Below are 22,385 nucleotides of genomic sequence, written 5' to 3' on the forward strand. Positions count from 1 at the left end.
AATCCTATAAAAAACATAGCCCATCTGCCCCGCCCGCGCCAACCTCGCACCCTGTATTACTGCGGCTTGACCTTCGCCAGGCTGAACCAGATCCCCACTGCCAACAGCAGCAGCATTCCGCCCGCACTGCCCAGCGCCACGCTGTGCGAGGTGATAAACGCGCTTTGCGCCGCCTCAATCACCGACTCCGCCAGCGTCGGGGTCAGATCCTGCGCCACCTTCATCGCCTCACCAATGGATGACGAGGTTTTATCGACGAGTGAGGCATTCAGCCCTTGCGGCAGGTCAATTGACGCCGAGAAGCTGCGGGTCAACAGCAGACCAAAGATGGCGATCCCCAGCCCGGCGCCCAGCTCATAGGACATGGTTTCAATCGCCCCTGCGGCAGCGGCTTTCTCTTTCGGCGCAGCGGCCATAATTGCGGAGGTCGAGGCCAGCAGCGCGCTGGCGGCGCTGAAGCCGAGCAGCACCATCAGCCCCCACGCCTGCCACTGCTGGGTGCTGAAGTCGAGCATCGACAGGCCGATAAAGCTGACGGCGCTGAGCCCCATTCCGCTGGCGGCGACGATGCGTAGCCCCAAACGCCCGACCAGCACACCCGCGATAGGACCGCTGAACCCGCTGGCGACCATCACCGGCAGCATGAACATTCCCGCTTCAAACGGCGTAAAGCCATGAACAAACTGCAGCTCCTGGGCCATTAGCAGCTCGAACCCGACCAGGGCAATCATGGCGGTCATCGCCATCACCACGCCGCTCAGAATGATGCGATGGCAGAACAGACGCATGTCGATCATCGGTACGCGAGCGCGGAGCTGAATACGCACGAAGATAAACAGCAGCACCGAGCCGGTCACTAGCGCGGACGCAACTACCCACGGTGACAGGACACCTTTTAGCGCGGTTTTCGCACTGTAGACCAGCAGCAAAATCGCCACAATCAGCATGATGGCATGGCTAATATTCAGCGGCTGCTCCGGGCGGCCCTGCTGAGGAGGCACAAAACGCGCGGCCAGCGAAACCACCACCAGCACAATCGGCACGTTGATTAAAAAAACCGATCCCCAGTAAAAATGCTCAAGCAGCATACCGCCAATCAGCGGGCCAAACGCCGCCCCACCTGAACCCACCGCGGCCCAGACGCCGAGCGCAATATTACGATCCCGCGCGTCGATAAACAGCGTGCGGATCCCAGCCAGCGTAGCCGGAATAATCATCGCGGCACCGATTGCCAGCGAGGCGCGCGCCGCAATCAACCACCCTGCTGAAGGGGCAAACGCTGCCGCCAGCGACGACAGGCCAAACAGCGTACTGCCAATCATGAGCAATCGTTTAAAACCAATGCGGTCACCCAGGGCGCCCATCGGCAACACCATTCCCGCCATCACCAGCGAGTAAATATCGATGATCCACAGCAATTCATTGCCGCTGGCACCCAGCGTCATGCTCAATGTCGGCGCCGCCACGTGCAGCACCGTCGCGTCGATCGCAACCGGGATATACACCAGCACGATAATCACTAACGCTAACCACTGACGAAACATAAATTTCCTTTTCTTTTAAAACATGGACACATGTCCAGGATGCGATCCTACGTAAAGTTGAACACATGTCCAGCTTTTTGTTACACTCATTTCATTCCCATTGAGAGTGAGTAAACATGCGATATCTGAGCAAGGATGAACGGCGGGAAGCCATCTTACAGGCCGCCATGCGCGTGGCGCTGGCTGAAGGACTGGCGGCCATGACGGTACGCCGTATTGCCGCCGAGGCCGGAGTCGCCACCGGCCAGGTGCATCATCACTTTACGTCCGGCGGAGAGCTAAAATCACTGGCGTTCGTACGGTTGATTCGCGAGCTGCTGGATGCGGATGTCGCGGGTAAACAGGCCGGATGGCGGGAGCAGCTTCATGGTATGCTCGGCAGCGATGACGGCAGGTTTGAGCCCTATATTCGCCTGTGGCGTGAAGCGCAGATCCTCGCCAGCCGTGATGCTGAAATCAAGGCCGCCTATGTGATGACCATGGAGATGTGGCATCAGGAAACGGTGGCGCTAATCAAGGCGGGAACAGAGGCCGGAGAATTGAATCCGGGCGATCGGGCGGAAAATATTGCCTGGCGCTTGATTGGTCTGGTGTGCGGTCTTGACGGAATGTATATCTTAAACATGCCCGAAATGGACGAAGCCGCGTTTAACAACCATCTTGATACATTAATCACGCTCGAGTTATTTAATACCCCGTCTAAGCAGTGAGGTTGCCGGGTGGCGGCGACGCCTTACCCGGCCTACCTTTTGTCTACACCCGGTCTGTTAAGACTGCAGCATGCCGTGCTGCATCAGGAAACCCCACCAGGGAATGCCGAGGAACATGTGGATTAAAAACGTGCATAGCGCCACGAGCGTGCCGATGGTCCACCATGACCTGATGTCGTTATACCCGGCGGCGAAGATAATCGGCCCCGCTGCGCCGCCATAGTGCGTGATGCAACCCCCATAGGAGTTGGAAAAAAGAATAGCGAGAGCAAGCAGAACGGGTGCCGTTCCGGTGACCAGCCCCACGGTGGCAAAGACCGGCACCATCGCCGCGACGTATGCTCCGCCGGAGGCAAAGAAATAGCGAACCAGCACGCTGAGAAACACGATAATAACGATGGTCATATTCCCTGCGCTGAGAAAATCGAGGTGCGCTGACAGGAAATCAGCCAGCCAGCGGAAAAATCCCTCCTTGCTCAGCGTGGCGCTCAGACCGATGATGCCCCCGTACCACATCAGGGTATTCCAGCCGCCTTTGTTTTTCTGTACGTCGCTCCAGCCGATAATATTAAACAGCAGCGCCGCCCCCATCGCGATAATGGCGACGGCGGATTCATTCAGCCCAAGGTGACGAGAGAAGATCCAGCCTAATAACGCGGCGATAAAAATCACCACCAGCCCCTTCTCTTTGAGGCTCATTGCCCCGAGGCTTTGCAGGCCGTTGGTAGCAATAGCGACATTATCAATATGTTTAATTTCCGGAGAGGCAACCCGGTAGCAAATATAGGGAATGATACACAGCATCAATAAACCCAACGGGGCCCCTGCCAGCATCCAGCCGATCCAGCTAATATGAATATGGAAGATATCGGAAATGAGCTGTAGCGCTAACGCGTTTCCGGCAAAGCCCGTTAAAAACATATAGCTGGTCGTTTTAGTCACCATATAGACATTGACCATTAAATAACGGCCAGCCTTGCACGGCGTCTCTTTTGGCGTCGAGCCTAATACCGTCGCGATGCTGTTAATAATAGGAAAAACCACGCCGCCTGCCCGCGCGGTATTTGAGGGCGTGGCGGGTGCCAGCACCAAATCCAGCAAGGCGGTCACATACCCCAGCCTCAGCGTCGTGCTGCCAAACTTGAGGATAAACCAGTATGCAAGCCGTTTCCCAAGCCCCGTAGTGACAAACGCCGCGCTCAGTGTAAAGGCGCTAAACACCAGCCAGGTCGTACCGGAGGCGTATCCGCTCAGGACATCCATCGATTTGACAGGAGAATCTGGAAATTTCGTTACGGTAAAACAGGTTAATGCCACCGCAACCAGCATTATGACGGGTTCGGGATACGGTTTAATGACCAGCCCAACAATAGCGGACAGATATATGCCTGCCAGTATCCACGCCTCTTTGGTTAATCCATCAGGCGGTGGAATAAATATTGATAATAATATTATTATGGCAAGTAAGATTGTTTTTAAAATATTGGAATTAAGCATATCTCACCCATGAGAAAAGGGTCCCTGAATGGCAGAGAGTTCTCCTGAAAGACGCCTCTGCCGGATAAATACATTTGCTAAATAAATAATAAAAAACTACGCGCTAACAACCTAAATATTATCACTTGCTGTGATTTGATATTCGGCCAGAGTATCAAAACTGAGATAGCGATAGATATTTTCATGCGCATCGTGAAGTTTATCCGTATAGCTAAAATATTCTTCCACGGTTGGCATTTTCCCGAGCATGGCCGCGACGGTGCTTAATTCAGCTGAGGCAAGGAATACTTTCGCATTCGTTCCCAGACGATGCGGGAAATTTCGGGTGGACGTCGATACCACGCTGCTCCCTTCGCGCACCCTCGCCTGGTTCCCCATGCACAGGGAACAGCCCGCAGGCTCGATTCTCGCCCCCGATTGAATAAACTGATTAAAATAGCCCTCGCGCGCGAGCTGTTGGGCATCCATTTTTGTCGGCGGTGCGAGCCACAAACGCGCCTGGTTTTCGCTGGCACCGGCCATGATTTCACCCGCAGCGCGGAAGTGACCGATATTTGTCATGCAGGAGCCAATGAACACCTCTTCAACAGGGGTGCTGGCAACCTCCGAAAGTAGCCGGGCATCGTCCGGATCGTTCGGGGCGCAGACCACCGGCTCGGTGATTTCATTAAGATCGATCTCAATGACTGCCGCATATTCCGCGTCAGGATCGGCGCGGAGCAGCGACGGGTTAGCCAGCCACGCCTCAATTTCAGCAATGCGTCGTTCAAGCGTGGCGGCGTTCTGATACCCCTGCTTAACCATCCAGCGCAGAAGAGCCGCATTGGAGCGAAGATATTGCGCGACATTCTCTTCCTCCAGGCGCATAACGCACGCGGCGGCGGACCGTTCGGCGGAGGCGTCAGCCAGTTCAAACGCCTGCTCTGCACTTAATGCTTCCAGGCCTTCAATTTCGAGGATCCGGCCCGAGAAAACGTTGCGCTTATTCTTTTTCTCGACCGTCAACAGCCCCTGCTTTCTGGCGTAGAGCGGAATGGCATGCACCAGGTCGCGCAGGGTGATCCCTTTTTGCATCTCACCCGTAAAGCGCACCAGCACCGATTCAGGCATGTCCAGCGGCATGATGCCGGTTGCGGCGGCGAACGCCACCAGCCCGGAGCCGCCCGGGAAGGAGATCCCCAGCGGGAAGCGGGTATGGGAGTCGGCACCCGTGCCTACCGTATCCGGCAGCAGCATGCGGTTAAGCCACGAGTGGATAATGCCGTCGCCCGGCTTGAGCGCCACCCCATTCCGGCGGGTGATAAACTGCGGCAGGGTTTCATGCAGCTGGACATCTACCGGCTTAGGGTACGCAGAGGTGTGGCAGAAAGACTGCATCACCAGGTCAGCTGAAAACGTGAGACAGGCAAGGTCGGTCAGCTCGTCGCGCGTCATTCCGCCGGTGGTGTCCTGAGAACCGACGGTAGCGATCTGCGGCTCGCAATACTGTCCTGGGCGGATCCCCGCCACGCCGCAGGCTTTACCCACCATTTTCTGCGCCAGCGTAAAGCCGGTTGCGGATGGCGCAGGTGAAGCGGGCATGCGGAATACCGCTGAAGGCTCAAGCTTCAGCGATTCCCGCGCTTTCGCCGTCAGGCTTCGTCCGATAATCAACGGGATCCGCCCGCCGGCGCGTACTTCGTCCAGCAGCACCTCGGTTTTAAGGGTAAAGGTCGTCACCAGCCGCTGGCTTTCTGTCTCACGAATTTCGCCCTTGTACGGGTAAAGATCGATCAGCATCCCGGTCATCAGCGCGGAGACATCCATCTCTACCGGCAGCGCGCCGGAATCTTCCAGGGTGTTGAAGAAAATGGGCGCGATTTTGCCGCCAAACACAAAACCGCCGTTACGTTTATTCGGCACAAACGGAATATCATTCCCGATGTGCCAAAGGATGGAGTTGGTGGCGGATTTACGTGAGGATCCGGTCCCCACGACGTCACCGACGTACACCAGCGGCCAGCCCGACGCTTTCAGTTCTGCCAACTGGCGCAAAGGGCCACGCACGCCGGGTTCATCAGGCGTTACCCCTTCCCTGACGTTACTGAGCATGGAGAGGGCGTGTAGCGGAATATCAGGACGTGACCACGCCTCCGGTGCCGGAGACAAATCGTCGGTATTGGTCTCACCGGGAACCTTAAACACCTTCAGGGTAATTTTTTCAGGCATGGCCGGACGACGCGTGAACCACTCGGCATTAGCCCAGGAGTGAAGCACCTCTTTTGCCCGGACATTGCCGCTCTTCGCTTTGGCTTCCACCTGGCTGAATTTTTCAAAGATCAGGATGGTAGAAGAAAGCTGCTCGGCGGCCAGCGGTGCGAGGTTCGGATGGTCAAGAAGCTCAATCAGCGGCTGGACGTTATACCCGCCCTGCATGGACCCCAGCAGCGTTGTGGCCGCGTCGGGAGAAAGCCCGTTAACACGGTATTCCTGCAGTGCCACCTTAAATAAAAAATCGGCTTTTAGTTTTGCCGCAGGATCGACCCCCGGCGGAACGCTGTGGGTTAATAAATCCAATAATTGTGGATGATGTGCGGACGCATTATTTATTAAACGATGAATAAGTGCATCGGTTTGTTCCGCCGTTAACGGTTTCGCGGGTATATCCGACTCAGCGCGCGCTTTCTGGTGCTGATGATAATCATCTAACATAGGTTCTCCTGTTAAAGCTAAAGTTGTTCGCAAAATTCAGTTAATCGTTCGAGTCCATACGGCCATTCGCCAAAACCGGACTCCGAATTAATATGTCCGGCCTCACCGATATCGATGAGATGGCCACGCCAGCGCGTGGCCCAATAGTGAGCGCGCGCAAAAGGCATCAGAGAATCGTTTCGGCTGGCAAATATGATGCAGGGGACGGGTAATGGCGTTGGCTGAATGGCCTCTTCGAGTCCGAAAATAGCAGGCTCTGCCGGTGCGACCATCACTACCCCGGCTACGTTTACCCGCCGCGTTTGCAGCAGCCGACATGACGCCAGCGCGCCAAAGCTGTGGCCGACGAGGATGGCGGGCAGCGGGCACATTGCCAGCTCGCGGGTAATGGCCGAGACCCAGTTTTCGATATCGGGCTCTAACCAGTTTTTCTGCTGGATCCGTTTCCAGAAGGGAAAACGCCGCCCCCAGCAGCTTTGCCAGTGATGTTCATCGCTGTCTCTAAGACCCGGGACAAGAACAAGGGCGTACACCTTACTGAGCTGCTGCAGGCGCTGTTCAATCATGACGTTTTCCTGTTACGCTATTCGCGATTATTCGGGTGGAAACTGCGACAATAGCCAGCCAACGGAAATAAGATCGGCGCTACCGCCGGGGCTTAAATTGCGTTTAATAAATTCCGCGTCCATTCTGAGCAGCGCGTTAACCAATTTATCCGCCGGGAGACGTCTTATTTTTAATAACCGCCTCGCATAGCGTCTGGCGTAGTTCAGACCTTCTATTCCCCCACGGGAAACCAGATTGGTATCCGGATTCGCGGCCATCAAACCCAGCAGCATCCTTAAGAGCGCCACGTCTTCGAATTCGCCCTGACCTGATGCGGTGTGCAGGTGCGGGAGACCCGCCTGGCGGACGGTCATAAAACCGCTGGCCGCTTCCCCTCTCGCCCCGGTAAACCCGTAGGTCTGGAACTGCTGCTCGCCCTTCGTTCTGGCGATGCCGGTGGTTTTTAGCTCCAGCTCAACGATGCCGGTACAGATAATGCGGGTCTCACGACATAAACTGCGCTGCGTGAGCGCTTCATCCCTTTGCGTCAGACGTCCCGCTGCGGCGCACAGCAGCCCCAGAGAGAAAATCCCGCCTTTATGGGTATTCACCCCACCGGTGGCGTTAAACATCGCCTGCTCGCAGGCCAGGCCGGTCGGTCTTATGGCTCGCAGCGTTTGCGGGCCAGCAAGACGAGCCGTCTCTCTGCCAACGTGAAAGAAGGTTGAGAACCAGGGCGCAATCGCCGCGATGCTGACCATGAACAGCGCAAAATCCATGTCCCTATGCGCCCCGCTGTTTACGCGATCCACCAGACCCGGCTTCGGGGTTAAGCGAATTTCCCGATACATGGCCTCGGCAGCCAGCTCAGCGAAAGTGCGCTGAACGTCTGGCGCTTTACATCTGGCAAGCGAAGTAGTCATCGGTTAACTCCTCGATTACGCGCGCGAGTTCGGCCTGCGAATGACGCCGCGCACGAGAGCAAACGTGGGCCGGTTCATGACAGATAAAGCAACTGCGCATCGGCTGCTGGATGGCGTTTCTTTTCAGCAGTCCCGTCTTCGGACAAAACACGTCGATGTCCCACAGGCGCCCCAGAGGATGGTTATCTTCCAGATGCGCCGTGACGTGTTTGATCATCCACGCGGGTGCCGACACCGACCAGAGCGCTTCGGGGCCGGTGACCGGCTGCAGGATCTGATGCCGGCAGACCGTCCACTGATGGGTGCGGAATACCTCGCCGAGTGCCTGATTCGCGGCGGCCATCACCCGCCTGGCCAGGTCGGTATCCTTCACCTCCCCCGGCCAGACCAGCGTGACGGATACAACCGTATGCTCCGACTGAAACAGCCACGCCTGCTGCCGACGGGCTCGCTGCTCTCTGGCGCTCAACACCTGTTCCAGAGAGACTTTCGCGTTCGAGGCTTTATCCGTCATGACGATTACTCCTTCACCTGACGAACCACGTCAATCACGCTGCCGTCGCGGTAGCGCACCACGCCGACGATACGGTCAGTGAACTCAACAGGCTTAGGTTCACCCGAGATGAGCAGCGCCTTTTGATACAACGCGTCGATGTCGACAACGGCCAGCCCGGCGTTAATCAAGCGTTCGCGAATTTCCGGGCGCGCCGGGTTAACGGCAATACCGTGATCGGTAACCAAAACGTCAATACTTTCACCCGGCGTCACCAGGGTGGTGACCTGCCTGACGACGGTAGGAATGCGGCTGCGGATCAGCGGGGCAACCACGATGGTGAGATTTGCCGCCGCGGCGACGTCGCAGTGTCCGCCCGACGCGCCGCGCATCACGCCGTCGGAGCCGGTCAGAACATTAACGTTGAACTGGGTATCCACCTCCAGCGCGCTGAGGATCACCACGTCCACCCTGTCGCAGCAGGCGGCTTTTGCGGCCGGGTTCGCATAGACGTTGGTGGAGATCTCCACGTGGTCGGGATTGACCGCCATGGAGGCTGCCGCCGCGCCGTCAAAGCTTTGCGTATCGAGGATCTTTTCAATTAACCCCTTCTGATGCAGATCGACAATGCTGCCGGTGATCCCGCCGAGCGCGAAGCGGGCGACAATATTGTGCTTGCGCATACGGGTTTCCATAAACCGCGTGCAGGCGGTTGACGCCGCCCCCGAACCGGTCTGAATGGAAAAGCCGTTGCGGAAATAGCCGGAGTGTTCGATAACGTCGGCGGCAGAGCGGGCAATCATCAGCTCGCGAGGATTGCTGGTCACCCTGGCGGCGCCGACGCTGATTTTTGCCGGGTCGCCGACGCTCTCAATCTGCACAACATAGTCAACCTGATCCTGAACGATACTGGCTGGCAGGTTGGGGAACGGCTTCAGGGTTTCGGTGAGCAAGACCACCTTTCTGGCATACTTCGCGTCGACCATCGCATAGCCGAGCGAGCCGCACTGCGAGGTGCCCCCGTTGCCGCTGGCATTGCCGTATTCGTCGCTGCAGGAGACAGCCAGAAACGCGACATCAATGGCAATTTCGCCCTGCTGAATCAAATTCACCCGCCCGCCGTGGGAGTGAATCTGCACCGGCTCGTCCATCAGCCCGTGCGAAATCGCATCCGCCAGTTCGCCGCGCATCCCGGAGGTGTAGATTTTGCCGATCACGCCGTTGCGAATGTGATCTATAAGCGGCGTATTGCAGGACATTAATGAGCTTGACGCGAGCGTGATGCCTTTCAGGCCGCGCTGGGCCAGCTTGTCCATCACGTAATTGATGACCTTATCCCCTTCACGAAAGGCGTGATGAAAAGAGACGGTCATGCCGTCATGCAGATCGCAGCGGGCCAGCACATCGTCCACGCTGGTAAACAGCTTGCGCTGATACTTTTGCTGGCTGTCAGCAAGATAAGGCGTCGTCGCGTTAGCGCCGCTGAAGGCGACGTACTCACGGCGAGAGCCAGGAATGTGGTGCAGGGTTTCAGTTTGGTTTTTCATTTTTCATCCTGTCGCTTGCGGTATAGGGGATTACTGACGAATGCCGGAGGCATTTTTGCGTTCAATCACGACGCGGGCATGGTTGATGATTGGCGCATCGATCATTTTGCCGTTCAGCGAAATCACCCCCAGTCCGTTGCGTTCACCCTCCTCTGCGGCGGCAAGCACGCGCTCTGCGTAATCCACCTCTTCCTGCGTTGGCGCGTAGGCGTTATGAAGAATTTCAATTTGTCGCGGGTTAATCAGCGATTTACCGTTGAAGCCCATCCGGCGGATGAGATCCACTTCTTTCAGGAAACCGGCCTCGTCGTTCACGTCGGCGTACACCACGTCGAAGGCGTCAATGCCGGCTCCGCGCGCGGCATGCAATACGGCGCACCGGGCATAGAACAGCTCCGTCCCATCGCCCCGCTCGGTTTGCATATCCATCACGTAGTCAAAGGCAGCCAGCGCAATACCCATCAGGCGGTCGGAGGATTTCGCAATGGCGACAGCGTTAATCACGCCAACGGCAGATTCTATCGCCGCCATTAATTTCGTTGAGCCAACCGGGCGTCCGCAGGTTTCTTCAATGCGGACGATTTCACGTTCGAGCTGATGAATATCTTCCGGGGAGTCGGTTTTGGGTAAACGAATGACATCGACACCCGCCCTGACGGCGGCTTCAAGATCTTTTAATCCAAAAGGCGTATTCAGGGGATTAATTCTGACAACGGTTTCAATATCGCTGTACATCGGATGTTGCAGGGCGTGAAATACCAGAAGACGGGCGCTGTCTTTTTCTTTTAGCGCGACGGCATCTTCCAGATCAAACATTATGGAATCAGGTTTATAGATAAATGCCGTTGAAAGCATGGCGGCACTTGAGCCGGGAATAAATAACATACTGCGGCGTAACTTTTTCATTATAACGTTTCCCATGCAATGTCTTCCTGGGCCATTCCTCTGAGCAGAGCAGCCTGCACGCGGGCGCGGATCACGCAGTCCAGCGCACCTTTATCATCAATAACGACAAGCCCCTGCTCGATGTTGAACGCGGCCAGGGTTTCATTGACAACCTCAGTAATTCGGTCGCCAAATTGCTTATACACTTCGCTCTGGATGACCACATCCAGCCCGCTCTCGACGGGGCTTACCTTGACCATCAGGTCGCTGGACTCCAGCGTTCCCGCCATTGCGGCTTGCACAATTTTCATATCATTTTTCCTGTGATAATGCGGTTAAACCACTGCCGACATCGGTTCGGATAAACAAGGCTGATGCTGAACCTCTTTATTCAAAAACGCGCGCGTGGTGGCCGGCACCATGCGGCTGGCGGCAGGGAGTTTGTTTTCATTTAATAAACGACGAACGGCTGAAGCCGACACCGGGACATTATTGCCATCCGTTCTTCTTTCTATTTCGTGTACGCTTATACGCGGCGTCGAACACGTTTCGTCTTCCAGCCAGCGGTGCATCGCCAGGTTATATTCCGCGGTTAACGGGCAGAAAGGTTCGGTACCGACAAAACGATGATTAATATTCAGCGCGGGGGCGATATAACTTCTGAACAGCATCAGATCAATGGCGGCATAGGCTTTATCGATGACCTGCTTGTCTTTCAGGAAATAGCCCGGGAATGTGCCGCGAGAAATAATATATGCCGACCCCGGATGCACAGTGACATTCTGCAGATGCCGCGCTCCGTCTCTGACCATCGCAAACCGTTCTTTAAACGAAAAAGCGGAGACATCTTCCTGCACCACGAAAACATGCAGCCAGTCGCACCGGCTGGCCGCATGCTCGATAAGATATTGATGGCCCAGGGTGAACGGATTTGCGTTCATCACAATCGCGCCAATGTTTTGCCCCGGCACGAAATGATGGCGACGCAGCAGGCTGCAGTAACGATGAATACCGACCGGTGTATTCTCCATTAATGCCGCACAGTTCTCGATCGTCACCAGGGGATAAAACCCGCATCCGCGAAATGACTTTACGTTATCCGGGCAGGTAAAAAGAAAGAGCTGATGTTCGCCGTTTTGTGCCGCCAGCAGTTCGGCCTCATGGATTAACGTCAGGCTTAACGACGTGCCCCGCCACCCGGCATCCACCGCGATGCATTTCAGCGTGTTACCCGCAATGCCGGTGCAGCCGACAAGCTGACGCTGATAGCGCGCAACGATAAATTGCTCAATATCGTTATCAATGCCTAAACCGTTGCGGGCCAGGAAGCGGGCAACCTCCTCTCTGGCCTGAGCGTTATCGGCTTTAATCACCTCAAATTCTGGCGTGGTGGCGGTGTACATCGTCTCTCTCCTGAGCGTCTAGACGGTCAATTCTTGCTGCTGGGGTTGCGCTTCCACGATGGTGTTCATCAGGCGGCCAATGTTTTCGATTTCGACTTCGACGCGATCGCCATCGCGCATAAACAGAGGCGGATTACGTTTTTTCCCGACGCCGCCGGGCGAGCCGGTAATGATGACGTCCCCGGCGCTGAGGGAGGTGAACGTGCTGATATAGGCAATAAGATCCGCCACTTTGTGGATCATGCTGCCGGTGGAGTCATTCTGGACCAGCATGCCGTTTAGCCAGGTGTGGATGGTCAACGCGTGAGGATCGGGGATCTCATCCGCCGTGGTCATATACGGGCCGAAGGCACCGGTTTGCTTCCAGTTTTTACCGGCGGTAAACCAGGCGTGCTGCCAGTCGCGGACGGAACCATCCATATAGCAGCTGTAGCCCGCGACGTGGCTGAGCGCGTTGTTGACGTCAATTCGGGAGCCGGGTTTACCGATGATCACGGCCAGCTCGCCTTCGTAATCAAACTCGCTGGAGAGAACCGGTTTTAAAACCGGCCGCGCATGTCCGGTTTGTGAATCAGGAAAGCGAATAAACAGCGTGGGGGCATTATTCGTCTCGGCAAATTCTTTTCTTTTTTCAGCGTAATTCATCCCAACGCAGAAAATCTTTCCTGGCTCTTCAATCACGGGCAGGAAGGTAATGTCTTCAGGCTTCATATCCACAGGGCAATCGTGATATTGCCTGGCGACGTCAACCGCATCCCATTGCAGAAGGTCTTTCAATGTCGCATAGTGATGGCCGATTTTATTACCCAGATCGATAATGCCGGACGGTGTATAAATTCCGTAGCTTTTACGGCCCTGATGAATATAGCTTGCTAATTTCATAATAATACCCGTTTGATAGACGTGCTCATTCTGTGTTCACGCCCGGAGGCGTGAACACATTGCCATGCTATTTATTCAGCTGACTGCGCTGGAACCAGTACCTGTTTATTCCCGGATGCCAGATACGTTGCCACCACAACGCCCACGCCCAGTAATGCCAGAATAAATCCGGTCATTCCCTGCCAGCCCATTGAGTGGAAGACAAAACCGTTGATAAAACCAATAACCGAACCGCCCATGTAGTAGAAGAATAAATAGAGTGCGACGGCCTGGCCTCTTGCATGCGTTGCGTTTTTACTGACCCAGCTTAAACCGATAGAGTGGCAGCCGAAGAAACAGCCGGTAAAAATCACTGCGCCAACGATAAAGGTGACCACATTTGACGTCAGCGTCAGCAGCATCCCTAAGGCCATCATCAGGAACAGCACGCGCAGGACTTTCATTGCGCCATATTTCGCCGATAAGCGACCTGCCTGCGGAGCCGTAAAGAAACTCAGGGCGAAGCTAAAGGAGAGCAGACCCGCGTTTGCCGGTGAAATATGGAACGGCTCGCCTTTCAGGAAGAAGGCCAGATAGTTATAAAGTGAGGTAAATGCGCCGAAAATGATGAAGCTGATAACAAACGCCAGCGCCAGATTTTTGTTTTTGAAATGCGATGCTGCCCCTTTCACCATGCGCATCACGTTCAGACTCTGCGTAGGCGTGAAGTTCTTCGATTCTGGCAGCAGGAATTTCACCAGAATGGCAACCGCGATCAGACTGACCGCAAACCCGTAAAAGATGACGTTGATAGAAACGTGATCAATCAGCTGGCTGGCTACAATACGCCCGGACATGCCACCCATCGAGTTACCAAAGACAAAATATCCCGTTACGATGCCTGCCGCCACCGGGGCGACCTCTTCACTGATGTAGGCGGTTGCCGCCGCAGCGATGCCGCTCAGCGCCAGACCAATCACCGCCCGCAGCGCCACCAGCATCGCCCACGATTCCACCAGCGGGCAGAGCAGTGTCAGTATGCCGCCCAGCAGGAGGGAGACGATAATTAACCGCTTCCTGCCATAGCGATCGGATAACGTTCCGGTAAACAGCAGCCCAATTGCCAGCAGTGCCGTTTCTGCGGATAAGATAATACTCACCTGGCTGACCGGGACATTATATTCCACAGCAAGCATCGGGAGCAGTGGTTGAATAAAAAACAACGAAGCTAGTTCCGCAAGTCCGGATAATGCCAGGGCCAGAATCACGCGAATATTTGCGCTGACTTTTACCGGATCGGGAGCTTTCAGGGTATTGTTAGCATGCGTTAACGCCATAATAACCTCAGTATTATAGTTAAGGTACAGGATGTATTTTTGTAAGATGGATAGATTTTTAGTTAATACTTTATTTAATCAACTTCAGAGAGCATTTTTCCTGGCACGCAAACGACGCCTTCAAATAATTTGCGTGACGTGCGAATAACTGCTGCCCGGGTATTTTCGATATTATTTCCGTCCCTCAGCAACGATACGGATATTTTTCCACTGGGGTGTTCAATATCAATAATGTTGGTAAAGCGCTCCTTTGGACGGTCGGCAACAATTTTAGCGGCGACGGAGCCTTCAATAAGCGTCGCGGTTGAGATACCAATCGAGCCGGTAATCGCCAGTGATTTATGGCAGGTATGCGGCATGAAATAGCGCACCTGAAGCGTTCCGCCGTTACGCGCCCGGCTAAGAAGAACCGGTTTAGGGATCACTTTGTTGGACACGTCCCCTAAGCCCATCGCCGCGCCAGCCTGACGGCGCAGGTTCTCCAGCCTTTCCTTAAACGCCCTGTCGCTGTCTAATTCTGCCGGTGACTCCCCGCCTGTTTTGCCCAACGCCGAGGCGTCAATCAGGACCATCGGCATCGCCATATCAATACAGGTAACTTCGATACCGTCGAACACGTTTGTCACGCTGTCCGTTGGCAGCAGTTTCCCGGTTTTCGACCCTGCTGAATTCAGAAAGGTTAAGCCAATCGGTGCCGCTGTACCCGGCACACCGTCTATCTCGGTATCGCCTTCATACACGACGCGATAATCAGGCGTTTGCACTTCTGCGTCGACCAGAGTTCCGGTGTTGAGATTGCGGATACGCACCGTCGTCACCGGGCTTTGCGCCTCCACCAGCCCTTTTTCAATGGCAAAGGGGCCGACGGCACAGAGCATATTGCCGCAGTTTGGCGTGGTATCGACGCGACGTTCGTTCACCATCACCTGGGCGAATAAGTAATCCACATCCGCGTCCGGGCTGTCGGAAGCACTGACGATCGCCACCTTACTGGTTTGCGGACTTCCACCGCCAATGCCGTCAATTTCGAGTTCGTGGCCTGCGCCCATCAGGCTGAGTAAAACCGCGTCACGCGCTTCGGTTTCTGCAGGCAGATCGCTGGCCAGAATGACCGGGCCTTTTGAGGTACCGCCACGCATTAATACGCAAGGGATCTTTAACATGTCTTTTTCTCATTTCGCGTTTATCAGGAACGCAATAAGGTTTTCACACTCCCGTTGATAACTCTAATGTCAAAAAAAGCAGGATTAATACGCTTTACGTATTAATAGCCCTTGCGTTATCGTGGTTATAGGAAAGCAATAATCAGGTGCGGATATGCAGCATGAATTACAGGGAATACAAGCGTTTGTAAAAATTGCAGAAATCGGATGTTTTACAAAAACGTCGCAATTTCTTCATATTTCACAACCGGCTTTAACACGCAGAATTCAGAAGCTCGAAGAGAGCCTGGGGACCACGCTGTTTGAACGGTCCACGCGCAGCGTCAAGCTCACAACCGTGGGAAGGGAATTTTTACCTAAGGCAAAGAATTTAATCGATTTTTATGAAAGCGCGATCCTGAGTATTAAAGAGATGGCGACCCATCAGGCAGGGGTTATTACCGTTTCCTGTATCCCGACCGCCGCGTTCTATTTTCTGCCTTCAGTGATACGAGATTATAACAATGACTACCCAAACATCCGTATCCGCATACTTGAGCACAGTGCCAGCGATTGTCTCGAAGCGGTGTTAAATGGCGACGCAGATTTCGGCATAAATATGATAAACGTCACACATCCAAATATTGATTTTGCGCCGCTGGTGAATGAACCCTTTGTTCTGGCATGCCGACGGGACAACGATCTGGCAAAGAAACCGCTGGTGACATGGGACGATCTGGCGGGCATGAAGCTGATTGGGGTAAGACGCTCCAGCGGGAACCGATCGCTTATCGATCAGGCGTTCGAGAAAATGGACTGGAAACCGAACTGGTTTTATGAAGTGCGCCATCTGTCAACGTCGCTGGGGATGGTGGAAGCGGGTCTTGGCGTGTCTGTCGTTCCCAGCCTGGCGATGCCGACCGACGAACATCATGTCCTTGTCAGCCGTCCGCTGATTGAACCCGTGATACGGCGTACGCTGGGCCTCGTGCAGCGCCGCGAAACGACCCTGAGCCCGGCGGCGGAAAAATTCCGGGAGCTGATATTACATCTGTGGTCAGGCGAAAACAGCAGCCCCTGGATCGGCAAGTTTACTCAGCTATAAACCCTGTAACGATAAAGGGGCCTGTGCCCCTTTGCGTATTATTTCCCGGCCTGAGGATGTGTATCAAAGCCCGCCATTACCGCCGTCAGCTCCGCCAGTGAAAATCCGTGCTTTGCATCGTCAACGCCCAGTCCAAAGCGTTCCTGCATCAGCTGATAAAGCGCCTCAGCATCTGGCAGATGGATCTGCTCTTCAACGTGGCCATTCTGCCAGTGGGTAAAGTTAAAGTTAGTCAGCGTCAGCTTGCCGCCGTCAGGCAGATGGCGACACATCAACAGATGATGACGGAAATGCGACTGCGGCCAGTGCGCCGACCAGAAATTCCCCATCACGTAATCACTGAAATACTGCGTCGTCAGGTCAAATTGGTACATCGACTGCCAGTGCTCGTGGTGACGGAACTGCAGCACCCAGTCATTACCCTCGCTCAGCAGTCGATACAGCCCGTGCGGCGTCTCTTGTTCTTCACTGGCGAGCAGACGAATCGGCGCCGTCAGCGTCTGGCCGCCAAAGCCGACATCGGCAATCCAGCGCTCACCGTTAAGCTCGACCAATAGCAGGCGGTGCGTGCGCGGGGGCATTTGCGGCGGACTCGCTAATACCACGCGTCCCAGCACGCTACGCACCGTAAACCCGACCTCGCGCAATACGCGTTCGAACAGGCCGTTTTGCTCAAAGCAGTACCCTCCGCGACGTGCGGTGACCAGCTTGTCGACCAGGCACCGATCGTCAAGCTGGATTTCGCGCGGCAGAACGACATCAATATTCTCAAAAGGGATCGCACAGTTGTGATGTAAATGCAGCGCGCGCAGGGTGTCGATATCCACCCGTGTCGGTTGCGTCCAGCCGATGCGGGCGAAATAGGCGGTCAGGAATGGGGACATGAATCAGTTTCCTTTGATTGTGATGTTCTGTTTATAAACTAATTTTACGCACTCACTTTGATTTCCGTGCTTTTTCGTCATACTCATCGGTGTAGATGAGGAGATCCTATGAGCCATTTTCGCCCTGTTGAATTACGTCACGCCAGCCGTCTGCTGAACCACGGCCCAACTGTGCTTATCACCAGTCGTGATGAAAGCCTCGACAGACGCAACGTGATGGCCGCCGCTTGGTCAATGCCCGTTGAGTTTGAGCCGCCGCGTATCGCAATAGTAGTAGATAAAAGTACCTGGTCACGTGAGCTGATTGAACGCAGCGGGAAATTTGGCATCGTCATCCCTGGCGTGGCGGCGGCCAACTGGACCTACGCGGTCGGTAGCGTCAGCGGGCGCGATGAAGACAAATTCAACTGCTACGGGATCCCGGTCGTGAACGGTCCTGAACTTGGCCTGCCGGTGATTGAAGAAAAATGTCTGGCGTGGATGGAGTGTCGTTTATTACCCGTCACCTCCGCGGCAGAAAAATACGATACGCTGTTTGGGGAAGTGGTTTCAGCGGCAGCCGATGAACGCGCGTTTGTCGGCGGACGCTGGCAGTTTGACGAGGATAAGCTGAATACCCTGCATCATCTTGGAGCCGGGATGTTTGTGGCGAGCGGGAAGATGGTGAAGGCGCTGAATTGATTTACTTAATCATATCCTACTGAATTATATTGAATTTCTATGGCATTTTATGTTTACTATTGCGTCGTAAAACGGAGGATATTTCCTGAGTTGCTGCATTAGCCCTCTCGCGTTAAGGAAATATCAATGACATGGAATAAAGATGGCGCAATCTCGTATGCCAAATCACACGCCCAACCGAAGAGCACGGGTTATTGTGCTCACTACGTCACCGAAGCGATCAGAACGGGTGGAAGATTAAAAATCCCCAATACGCGTCTGGCAAAAGACATGGGGCGTACATTGGTCAACGCTGGATTCCGCCTGGTATACGATCAACCTCATGCCGGTGACGTAGCCGTTATCCAAAATATTGTGGGTCACGATAGCGGGCACGTTTGCATCTACGATGGTCAGCAGTGGATAAGCGATTTTGTACAACGCACTCTGTATCCCGGACAGGCTTACCGAAACATACAGCCCCATTACGAACTGTTCAGGCATGACTAATGAAAACACTCTGTTTTTTTCTTTTCGCCCTGTCTCCGTTCGCGGTCGCAGATAGCATCTCTTCACCGGGCCAGGCGGCGCTTAAATTCAATCAATGGTATATCGCGCAATTAGATCAGAACAAACCGCCAGTACTTAATCCAGACACCATGAACGAGTACGTAGCCTCAGGAACCATTGCAGCAATTAAAGAAATGTACTCTGGCGACAGTAACGAAAAAGACATGCCAGATGCGGATATGTTCATCAAATCGCAGGATTGGGATGAAGACTGGAATCAGATAACCGTCTTACATTCTGATTTTGATGCCGTTTGCACAAACGTCTATATCGCGTTTGGTAAGACACAAGATCACGTTGTAGCAGATTGTCTCGTTCAGGAAAAAGGCGCATGGAAAGTTCGCTCGGCCACGCTGATAAAGTAAGAACGTGATATGAAAGGAAACGCCCTCTGTCGCAGAGGAAAAAGCACACGGTAGCCCAGCGGCTACCGTGTGCGATTAATTAACTACTTCGCACGCCGTGAAATAATCTCATCCGCAACATTTCGCGGTGCTTCCGCAAAATGATGGAACTCCATCGTATACGTCGCGCGCCCCTGGGACATCGAGCGCAATGTCGTGGCATAACCAAACATCTCTGACAGCGGCACGTCAGCACGAATAATCTGGCTTCCGTACTGCTCTGCCATCCCCTGCACCATGCCGCGGCGGGAAGAGAGATCGCCCATAATGTTACCGGCGTACTCTTCCGGTGTTTCCACCTCCACGTGCATGATCGGCTCGAGAATCACCGGATCCGCCCTGCGGGCGCCCTCTTTGAAACCGAGGATCGCAGCCATGCGGAACGCCATCTCCGAGGAGTCAACGTCGTGATACGAGCCAAACGTCAGCGTCGCTTTGACATCGACTACCGGATAGCCCGCCAGCACGCCGCTGTTCATCGCTTCCCGCAGCCCTTTCTCAACGGACGGGATATACTCGCGCGGTACCACGCCGCCCTTGGTGGCATCTTCAAATTTAAAACCACTTCCAGGCTCCAGCGGCTCCAGGCTCAGCACCACATGGCCGTACTGCCCTTTACCGCCGGACTGACGGACAAATTTGCCTTCGATATCCTTCACCGTTTTACGCAGGGTTTCACGGTAGGTCACCTGCGGACGACCGATGTTCGCCTCGACGCCAAACTCACGTTTCATGCGGTCAACGATAATCTCGAGGTGTAGCTCACCCATCCCGGAGATAATGGTCTGGCCTGACTCTTCGTCAGTATGCAGGCGGAAAGACGGATCTTCCGCCGCCAGACGCTGCAGCGCGATCCCCATTTTCTCCTGATCGGCCTTGGTTTTCGGCTCGATCGCCAGCGAGATAACCGGGTCCGGGAACTCCATGCGTTCAAGCGTGATCACTGCGTTCGGATCGGTAAGCGTGTCGCCAGTCGTGACATCTTTCAGCCCAACGCAGGCCGCGATATCCCCGGCGCGCAGTTCCTCCACCTCATGGCGATCGTTGGCATGCATCAGCACGATACGCCCGATACGCTCTTTCTTCCCTTTCACCGGGTTGTACACCGCGTCGCCTTTACGCAGCACGCCAGAGTACACGCGGATAAAGGTCAGTTGACCGACGTACGGATCGCTCATCAGCTTGAACGCCAGGGCGGAGAACGGCTCATCATCGCTTGGATGACGCTCCGCGTGCTGGCCTTTTTCATCCACGCCATCAATGGCCGGCACGTCCAGCGGCGACGGCATGAGCTCAATCACCGCATCGAGCATGCGCTGTACGCCTTTATTTTTGAACGCGCTGCCGCACAGCATTGGCTGGATTTCGCCCGAGATGGTGCGAATACGCAGCCCCCTGATGATTTCCGTTTCGTCGAGCTCGCCCGTCTCCAGGTATTTATCCATCAGATCGTCGCTGGCTTCCGCCGCCGCAGAGACCATTTTCTCCCGCCATTCCCGGGCGGTACTGACTAAATCATCCGGCACGGGCGCATAGGTAAATACCATGCCCTGCGTCGCATCGTCCCACAGAATGGTGCGCATCTTGATGAGATCCACCACGCCGGTGAAATGATCTTCGGCACCCACCGGAATGACAATCGGCACCGGATTGGCCTTCAGGCGTTCCTGCATCATCCGCACGACGCGGAAGAAATCAGCGCCCGGACGGTCCATTTTGTTGACGAAGGCCAGTCGCGGAACATGATATTTATTGGCCTGACGCCAGACGGTTTCCGACTGCGGCTGCACGCCGCCCACGGAGTCATACACCATCACGGCACCGTCGAGTACGCGCATGGAACGTTCCACTTCAATGGTGAAATCCACGTGCCCCGGGGTGTCGATGATGTTGATCCGGTGCGGTTCATATCCTCTGTCCATACCCGGCCAGAAGCAGCTGACCGCCGCGGAGGTAATCGTGATCCCGCGCTCTTGCTCCTGCGCCATCCAGTCAGTGGTTGCCGCGCCATCGTGTACTTCACCCAACTTGTGGCTCATCCCGGTATAAAACAGGATGCGCTCAGTGGTAGTGGTTTTACCGGCATCGATATGCGCGGAGATACCGATGTTGCGATAACGTTCGAGAGGGATGGGTCGGGGCATGATATTTCCTTAAGTCTTATGACTTGTCTGTGACGACCAGGATGGTCGTGCATTCGTTCGTTTGCTATAATAGTCCTATTGTACGAGTATTATCGAACTATTTTTTAACGGTTGACCTATTGTTGATATAGCTCAATCTGACGCCAAACGCAGGAAAACGATGATCCCAAACCACCCTGAAACTGAACAAATACTGCTGGAAAATGTGCTGTTTGCCCTCGGCAACCCGCTCCGGCTGTCGATAATTCGCCGGCTGGCCGATGGCAGCGAACTCAGCTGTAACGCGCTGCGCCCGGAAGATGTGGTGAAATCGACGATGACCCATCACTGGCGCGTACTGCGCGACAGCGGCGTGATCTGGCAGCGTCCACAGGGACGAGAAAACATGATTTCATTGCGCAGAGAGGATCTGGATGCCCGCTTTCCGGGGCTGATGGCGATACTTTTACAGGCTAAGTCATAAGAGCATATCGGGTTCATGCCCCTTAATGATGTAAGGGGCATATCGTCAGCAAAGGGATTTACCTTACCTGCATACGATATTCAATCATCCCACTTTTTTTGCCAATCCAGTCGTACAATCGTTGCCCACGATAATTGGCTTCATGCGTATGCCAGTAAAGATGACTGGCATGATGTTTTCTGGCTTCTCTCTGAACATATTCTATTAACTGTTTGCCAATATGTTTGCCCCTGACAGCTTCGCAGACATATAAATCTTCGAGGTAGCAGTAATCGCTCTCAGCCCAGGTCGAACGGTGAAAGAGATAATGCGCGAAACCCACTATGTCTCCATTACATCGTGCCACCACGCAGAATAGCGGCTCAACGGGGCTGAAAAATCGTTGCCAGGTTCGTTCAGTAATGGTCCCGGACAGATCGACGTTGTAAAACGCCTGATATTTTCCCCACAGTGGCATCCAGCTTTCAAAATCACGTTCTTTAACTGCCTCAATTGTCACGCTCGTATTATTCATATTGCCTCTTCTCTCACCCGTTTATTCGTTTCAGGAAGAGTGTATTCGCTGAATGGCACGTT

The 22,385-nt window shown here is 54.5% G+C and carries 22 protein-coding genes; 5 read left to right on the top strand and 17 right to left on the bottom strand.

What is annotated here, in order from left to right:
• Positions 1–56: 56 nt before the first annotated feature.
• A complete protein-coding gene (locus V1566_RS15070; protein ID WP_395303843.1) occupies positions 57–1,544 on the bottom strand; it encodes an MFS transporter in 1,488 nt (495 codons plus the stop codon).
• A gap of 116 nt (positions 1,545–1,660) precedes the next feature.
• Here V1566_RS15070 and V1566_RS15075 point away from each other — a divergent pair, with 116 nt between their 5' ends.
• Positions 1,661–2,254 carry a TetR family transcriptional regulator gene (locus tag V1566_RS15075; RefSeq protein WP_395303844.1) on the top strand — a complete coding sequence of 198 codons (594 nt, stop codon included), beginning with the start codon at positions 1,661–1,663 and terminating at the stop codon, positions 2,252–2,254.
• Positions 2,255–2,311: 57 nt separating this feature from the next.
• Here V1566_RS15075 and V1566_RS15080 read toward each other — a convergent pair whose 3' ends face one another.
• The 12 genes from V1566_RS15080 to V1566_RS15135 all read right to left on the bottom strand — a co-directional run bounded on the left by V1566_RS15080 (position 2,312) and on the right by V1566_RS15135 (position 15,600).
• Positions 2,312–3,751: an anion permease gene (locus tag V1566_RS15080; protein ID WP_395303845.1), complete on the bottom strand. Its 1,440-nt coding sequence runs from the start codon at positions 3,749–3,751 to the stop codon at positions 2,312–2,314.
• Positions 3,752–3,862: 111 nt separating this feature from the next.
• Positions 3,863–6,442 carry a bifunctional aconitate hydratase 2/2-methylisocitrate dehydratase gene (locus V1566_RS15085; RefSeq protein ID WP_395303846.1) on the bottom strand — a complete coding sequence of 860 codons (2,580 nt, stop codon included), beginning with the start codon at positions 6,440–6,442 and terminating at the stop codon, positions 3,863–3,865.
• Positions 6,443–6,459: 17 nt separating this feature from the next.
• A complete protein-coding gene (locus V1566_RS15090; RefSeq protein ID WP_395303847.1) occupies positions 6,460–7,008 on the bottom strand; it encodes an RBBP9/YdeN family alpha/beta hydrolase in 549 nt (182 codons plus the stop codon).
• A 27-nt stretch (positions 7,009–7,035) separates the two neighbouring features.
• The gene (gene citG / locus V1566_RS15095) at positions 7,036–7,911 is read right to left on the bottom strand and encodes a triphosphoribosyl-dephospho-CoA synthase CitG (RefSeq protein ID WP_395303848.1); all 876 of its coding nucleotides are present in this window, start codon (positions 7,909–7,911) and stop codon (positions 7,036–7,038) included.
• Positions 7,886–8,425, bottom strand: coding sequence for a citrate lyase holo-[acyl-carrier protein] synthase (gene citX, locus V1566_RS15100; protein WP_395303849.1), 540 nt, complete (start codon positions 8,423–8,425; stop codon positions 7,886–7,888). The genes citG and citX overlap by 26 nt, the downstream gene beginning before the upstream one ends.
• Before the next feature lie 5 nt (positions 8,426–8,430).
• Complete coding sequence (gene citF, locus V1566_RS15105; protein WP_395303850.1) at positions 8,431–9,951, bottom strand: citrate lyase subunit alpha; 1,521 nt, start codon at positions 9,949–9,951, stop codon at positions 8,431–8,433.
• 30 nt (positions 9,952–9,981) lie between these two features.
• Positions 9,982–10,857 (bottom strand): citrate (pro-3S)-lyase subunit beta, encoded by an 876-nt coding sequence (gene citE, locus V1566_RS15110; RefSeq protein ID WP_023335830.1) that lies wholly within the window; start codon positions 10,855–10,857, stop codon positions 9,982–9,984.
• A complete protein-coding gene (gene citD / locus V1566_RS15115) occupies positions 10,857–11,147 on the bottom strand; it encodes a citrate lyase acyl carrier protein (protein WP_395303851.1) in 291 nt (96 codons plus the stop codon). The genes citE and citD overlap by 1 nt, the downstream gene beginning before the upstream one ends.
• Before the next feature lie 24 nt (positions 11,148–11,171).
• Complete coding sequence (citC, locus tag V1566_RS15120; RefSeq protein ID WP_395303852.1) at positions 11,172–12,239, bottom strand: [citrate (pro-3S)-lyase] ligase; 1,068 nt, start codon at positions 12,237–12,239, stop codon at positions 11,172–11,174.
• An 18-nt stretch (positions 12,240–12,257) separates the two neighbouring features.
• The gene (locus tag V1566_RS15125) at positions 12,258–13,121 is read right to left on the bottom strand and encodes a fumarylacetoacetate hydrolase family protein (RefSeq protein ID WP_395303853.1); all 864 of its coding nucleotides are present in this window, start codon (positions 13,119–13,121) and stop codon (positions 12,258–12,260) included.
• 71 nt (positions 13,122–13,192) lie between these two features.
• Entirely contained in the window at positions 13,193–14,437 is a 1,245-nt protein-coding gene (locus V1566_RS15130; RefSeq protein ID WP_395303854.1) for an MFS transporter, read from the bottom strand.
• A 74-nt stretch (positions 14,438–14,511) separates the two neighbouring features.
• Complete coding sequence (locus V1566_RS15135; RefSeq protein WP_395303855.1) at positions 14,512–15,600, bottom strand: 4-oxalomesaconate tautomerase; 1,089 nt, start codon at positions 15,598–15,600, stop codon at positions 14,512–14,514.
• Between the two features lie 154 nt (positions 15,601–15,754).
• On the opposite strand from V1566_RS15135, the gene V1566_RS15140 reads away from it, so the two are divergent.
• Entirely contained in the window at positions 15,755–16,684 is a 930-nt protein-coding gene (locus V1566_RS15140) for a LysR family transcriptional regulator (RefSeq protein ID WP_395303856.1), read from the top strand.
• Between the two features lie 38 nt (positions 16,685–16,722).
• On the opposite strand, the gene nhoA is transcribed toward V1566_RS15140, so the two are convergent.
• Positions 16,723–17,568, bottom strand: a complete 846-nt coding sequence (gene nhoA, locus V1566_RS15145; RefSeq protein WP_248237735.1) for an N-hydroxyarylamine O-acetyltransferase — start codon at positions 17,566–17,568, stop codon at positions 16,723–16,725.
• Positions 17,569–17,676: 108 nt separating this feature from the next.
• On the opposite strand from nhoA, the gene V1566_RS15150 reads away from it, so the two are divergent.
• A complete protein-coding gene (locus V1566_RS15150; RefSeq protein ID WP_395303857.1) occupies positions 17,677–18,249 on the top strand; it encodes a flavin reductase family protein in 573 nt (190 codons plus the stop codon).
• A 237-nt stretch (positions 18,250–18,486) separates the two neighbouring features.
• Here V1566_RS15150 and V1566_RS15155 read toward each other — a convergent pair whose 3' ends face one another.
• The gene (locus V1566_RS15155) at positions 18,487–18,747 is read right to left on the bottom strand and encodes a hypothetical protein (RefSeq protein WP_395303858.1); all 261 of its coding nucleotides are present in this window, start codon (positions 18,745–18,747) and stop codon (positions 18,487–18,489) included.
• Here V1566_RS15155 and V1566_RS15160 point away from each other — a divergent pair.
• Positions 18,738–19,163: a DUF3828 domain-containing protein gene (locus V1566_RS15160; RefSeq protein ID WP_395303859.1), complete on the top strand. Its 426-nt coding sequence runs from the start codon at positions 18,738–18,740 to the stop codon at positions 19,161–19,163. The two genes, V1566_RS15155 and V1566_RS15160, sit on opposite strands and share 10 nt — an antisense overlap.
• A gap of 83 nt (positions 19,164–19,246) precedes the next feature.
• On the opposite strand, the gene fusA is transcribed toward V1566_RS15160, so the two are convergent.
• A complete protein-coding gene (fusA, locus tag V1566_RS15165) occupies positions 19,247–21,346 on the bottom strand; it encodes an elongation factor G (protein WP_395303860.1) in 2,100 nt (699 codons plus the stop codon).
• A 160-nt stretch (positions 21,347–21,506) separates the two neighbouring features.
• On the opposite strand from fusA, the gene V1566_RS15170 reads away from it, so the two are divergent.
• Positions 21,507–21,809, top strand: a complete 303-nt coding sequence (locus V1566_RS15170) for a helix-turn-helix transcriptional regulator (protein ID WP_024909591.1) — start codon at positions 21,507–21,509, stop codon at positions 21,807–21,809.
• A gap of 58 nt (positions 21,810–21,867) precedes the next feature.
• On the opposite strand, the gene V1566_RS15175 is transcribed toward V1566_RS15170, so the two are convergent.
• Entirely contained in the window at positions 21,868–22,323 is a 456-nt protein-coding gene (locus V1566_RS15175; protein WP_395303861.1) for a GNAT family N-acetyltransferase, read from the bottom strand.
• Between the last annotated feature and the right edge of the window lie 62 nt (positions 22,324–22,385).

It is taken from the genome of Enterobacter sp. ECC-019, from assembly GCF_043974075.1.
Lineage (GTDB): Bacteria > Pseudomonadota > Gammaproteobacteria > Enterobacterales > Enterobacteriaceae > Enterobacter > Enterobacter asburiae_D.